2 protein-coding genes are annotated in these 4349 nt (G+C 42.5%); both read left to right on the forward strand.

All coding sequences use genetic code 11. The features are described 5' to 3' along the window. On the forward strand, positions 1-2107 hold a 2107-nt coding region (locus NWQ57_RS07585), incomplete at its 5' end, for a carbohydrate binding domain-containing protein (protein WP_306021541.1). Between the two features lie 92 nt (positions 2108-2199). Further along, on the forward strand, positions 2200-3960 hold the full coding sequence (locus NWQ57_RS07590; protein WP_306021542.1) for a family 16 glycosylhydrolase: 1761 nt from the start codon (positions 2200-2202) through the stop codon (positions 3958-3960). Positions 3961-4349: the final 389 nt, after the last annotated feature.

Consider the following 4349-nt stretch of genomic DNA (forward strand, 5'->3'; position numbering starts at 1 on the left):
GATAAACCACAACTTTGCTATCTCAGTTAATGAAGCCAGTTCTGCAAATGTTGTATTAGTCGTTTTTGAAAATGAAGCATTGCCCCAGTGGGCTGCATGGGATTGCTGCGGGGGGTCAACCTCAAGCTTAGTGACCGATGATGCCGAGCACGATCAAGTTACTGAATTTATGATTAGTGGCGACACTGTGGTTGGATTTACCGCTCGCACCATAGATGGTGCTGTTGGGGGAAGCCCATTTAACGCATCGGGCATTGCTTCAACCGGTACCGTCAGTTTTGATCTTAAAATGACCAAAGCGCCAGACGCCGGTGTAGTTGACTGGAAATTTAAAGTTGAAAGCACTGCCGGTGCAAGCAATGCCGAGGTGAATCTATCCAGCAGTCAAGAAGGTCATTCAAGCCCTATTCTTGATACATGGCAAACTTATACATTCAATATACCCAGTTTGGTGAGTGCAGGACTTGACGCCAGTGCCATTGACTTGTTCATGGTTTTCCCTGCATGGGGTAGTGGTAACGGTGCTGAATTTTATATCGACAATTTAAAAATATTAGATGGTGGCAGCAATGTCGGTATGAACATCAGCGGTGGAAGCCTAGTAATCGATACCAGCCAAGGGATTGATTTTGAAGGAACAGAAGAAGAGCAAGGTACTTGGGAAACGTTTGAAAATGGCGACCCCTCACCCGCCTTAGAATTTGTCACTAACCCAAATATGGTAGGAAATACCTCAACAACAGTGGCAAAACTTACTCCGCGAGCTTCTGCCCCCTGCTGCGGGAAATACGCTGGTGTTGTGAGCCATACAGTGGAATCTTTCAATCTTGATGCGAGTAATGCGGTCGTTAAAATTTGGGTCTATAAAGACAAAATTAGCCCTGTGGGAATTAAATTTGAAAAATTCAATGGAGATGGTTACGGCTCTCATGGCGAATTAACGGCGACCAATACTAAAGTTAATGAATGGGAAGAACTCACTATCGACTTTAGTTCAAAAATTGGTCTGCCTGAAAACAGTGGTATAACTGGTATCGCTATTTTCCCTGATATGGTCGACGGCAGAGCCACAAACGCGGTGACTTATTTTGATAACATTACGTTTACCGGTGATTCAACTGGCGGTGGTGAGACTGGCGGTGGTGAAGAGTGGCAATTAATCAGTAACGGTGACTTTGAAAATGGCAGTACTAGCTGGATTGGTAATGCCGCAAATGCCGTAAATGAAGGTGGAAATAGTATAAACCAAGCCGATGTACAGGCAGCGGGAAACCCTTGGGATGTTAATTTAAGTCAAGTGATGACACTGACACCTAATAGTACTTACGAATTAACCTTTAAAGCAAAAGCATCAATAAATCGTAATATTCTGGCGGGCTTGGGTCTAAATGCTGATCCTTGGACCAATATCACTGAAACCGTAGCACTCACGACTGAATGGCAAACCTTCACTTATACTATTACCACTACCGGTTTTGGCGATGCCAATAGCCGAGTATTATTTGATCTTGGAGCTGAAGTGGGCATTGTGAGTATAGATGATGTTAGTGTCATGTTGTCCTCTAGTTCAGGTGGTAATACTGGAGGAGGAGAGGGCAGTGGAATAGCTCCGGCTACCGTTGATTTTGAAGTTGATGGGTCAGGAAACAACGGTTTTACTTGGACTGTTTTCGAAAACGATGACAACCCTGCTGTGGAATTTGTTAACAACCCAGATAATAGCGGAATAAATGGATCATCTACGGTGGCAAAGTTTACTGCACGCCAAACCGGACAAGCTTGGGCTGGCGCAGAAACCGCCCATGGCGATATCACTACATTTACTTTAGATAGTAGCAATAACACGGTAAAAGTGATGGTGTATAAGTCTGTGATCAGTGATGTAGGTATTAAGTTTGCAATTAATAGTGGCGGCGCCCAAGGTGAAATAAAAGTGGCTAACACTGTGACAAATCAATGGGAAGAGTTGACCTTTGATTTTTCAGGTTACATAGGTTTAACCGAAGCGATTAATATTGACCAATTGATCATCTTTCCTGATTTCAATCTAAGTGGGCGAACCTCAGATACCGTATCGTATTTTGACAATATTAGCTTTGGTAACTAGTTAAACCGTTAACATAGGATTGACTATTAGAGAGTCACCTAAAGGGTTTGCAACACCGCGTTGTAAGCCCTTTTTAATATAGGGAGAAATACATGTTTTATACTCTTACAGCGTTCAGCTCATTAATTACTTTGTCGAGTAGACACTTGGTTGGTTTCTGCGTTTTTTTACTAGTCGGTATGAGTTACCCAGCTAACGCTGGCTGGCAAGTGCAGTGGATGGATGATTTTACAGGAATAGGCGTTAATTGGGACAAATGGACTGCGCAAATACAAGCCAATTATAACAATGAAATTCAGTGTTATACCGACGATGATAGCTCTGAAAATAGGAATTATGAGGTGTCAAACGGTACACTCAAGATTATTGCGCGTCGCCAAAATACTGCTTGTGTTGGTTTGGGCGGTCAACAAAAAAGTTGGACGTCGGGTCGTTTAAATAGCAAAGATAAAGCTGAGTTTTTATATGGTCGTGTTGAAGCGCGCATTCGATTTTTGAATCAAGAGAAAGGTACCTGGCCTGCGTTTTGGATGTTAGAAAACAGAATTGCTGAAGATCCAAAGAAAAACGACAACGATTTTATTAATTGGCCAAATCCTGGCGCCGGTGAAATAGATGTGTGGGAGTGGTTTTCTAATCGACCGGATAGCTATATCACCAATTTTTTTAATACCAGTGGTTGTGGTGCGGAAGTCTTATACAACTATCCAGGCGGTGGCGGTGATGTAAGTCAGTGGCATAATTACGCCATTGAACGCTCTGCTACTAAAATTGCATTTTATATCGATGATATATTAGTGACTCAGCATGATGTGACAAATTGTGCGCAATACAAAGAACCTATGTTTGTATTATTAAACGTTGCCATAGGCGGTAGTCTTGGCGGAAATGTTGATCCATCGTTAAATCAAGCCACCATGGAAGTTGATTATGTAGGTTATTGTACGGCCACTGAAAGCAATGATTTTGCCTACTGCAATGAGTCAACAATCACTGATCTTGACGACGATGCTGATGGAGTGCTAAATGCCAGTGATTTATGTCCCGAAACACCCATTGGAGCAAGTGTCGATGATATAGGGTGTTCAAGTGTTCAAGAAGTGAATGTTGCACCGAGTGTTAGTCTGCAACTTCAGCAAAACAATGTTAGTGTGACAGAGGTTGACGACTCTGGTGGCCCTGTATCCATTAACGCCCAAGTCAATGATGCGAATGAGCAAGATAGTTTTGTACTGACATGGCAAACAGCAGCTATCGTAGAACCTCAAATTAGCGATGTAAGTTTAGTGTTTGACCCGCTTAATTTAAGCGCAGGGAGCTACACGGTTAGTGTTGAAGTTCGTGATGATGGTAATCCAAGCTTGGCGTCAAACGCCTCAATTACTTTTGATATAATAGCCAATCAAGCACCCACAGCTAGGATTAGTCGAGGCACGGGAACGACATATGAGGGTGACACGGTGGCGCTTTCTGCCTCTGGCTCAACGGATCCTGAGCAAGACACTCTAAGTTATGTGTGGACTCAGACGGCAGGGCCCGTCGTTACACTTTTGAATGCCAATAGTGCCAATGTTTCTTTTGTTGTTCCACAGCTTAGTGCCGACCGTGAGGCGACATTTTCAGTCGAGGTCTCAGATGGTCAAGCAAGGAACTATGCCACGGTAACTGTGTTGTTAAAAAGAGCGCAAGTGACTGAAATGCCAACGCAACAAAGCAGTGGAGGAAGCATGGGACTTAGCTTGCTTTTCGTGTTATTGGTTTATGTTGCACTTAAAAGCTTTGTATTGGACAAAATGTGTAAAACAAACATCGCTAAACGTTCACCATCTCGCGCACATGAAGTGTCAAAATAGCTCCCTTTGATCTTGCCCAATTATGCTTTATTCAAGCTCGGGTAGGGGGAGTTAAAGGAAAAGTCACGTTTAAATCCTTGATAAATTTTGGGGCTAACCATGGCGCATCTTTGTTGTTAGCCATATGGAAAAATACATGAGTCTTTTTTTATGCTTAGAAATCAGATACTAGTGTTAAGAATTTTAATACTTGTATTGCTTGTTGAGACCTACATGTAACGATTTGAGCTCATAGTAAATCACCAATACATATATATTTCGGTTGTTTTAATTGCCGCAATAGGGTGTGAAAAGTACTTGTTTCGCTGTAAGAGGGAACAAGTACTAATACGTCTTAATTTACTTTTCTGACAGAGTCTCTGACCACTAACTCTGGAGTGAATAGATGC

It is taken from the genome of Paraglaciecola sp., assembly GCF_030730205.1.
Lineage (GTDB): Bacteria > Pseudomonadota > Gammaproteobacteria > Enterobacterales > Alteromonadaceae > Paraglaciecola.